This is a genomic window from Methylobacterium sp. CCH5-D2 (assembly GCF_001556475.1).
Lineage (GTDB): Bacteria > Pseudomonadota > Alphaproteobacteria > Rhizobiales > Beijerinckiaceae > Methylobacterium > Methylobacterium hispanicum.
The window spans coordinates 1-252 of sequence record NZ_LSIX01000264.1 but is presented as its reverse complement, the minus strand read 5'-3'; the positions used below and the strand labels follow the sequence as shown (position 1 = coordinate 252).

General features: G+C 76.2%; 1 protein-coding gene. It reads right to left on the bottom strand.

Annotation, left to right across the window (positions count from 1 at the left end):
- Positions 1 to 252, bottom strand: a 252-nt coding sequence (locus AX737_RS07140) for a DUF1190 domain-containing protein (RefSeq protein WP_156453568.1), incomplete at both ends; no start/stop codon positions are given.

Genomic DNA, 252 nt, shown 5'->3' with positions numbered 1-252 from the left:
GTGATCCCCTGGCTCGCCCGCCGGCCGATCAGGTAGCCTGCCATGCGCGGCAGGTAGCCCGCGCGTGCCTCGACGCTCGGCCCGCCGCCGACCTCGCTTCCCGACAGGCAATGGCCGGGCCCGTGGTGCCCCTCGCAATCGATGAGGCTTGCGTAGCGCGGCGCGGCGGTCGGGTAGGCTTGGCGCGCGACCGCGTACTCCCCGCGGCACTCGTCCTCCGGGCGGATGCCCTCGGCGGTGCAGGCGGCGGCG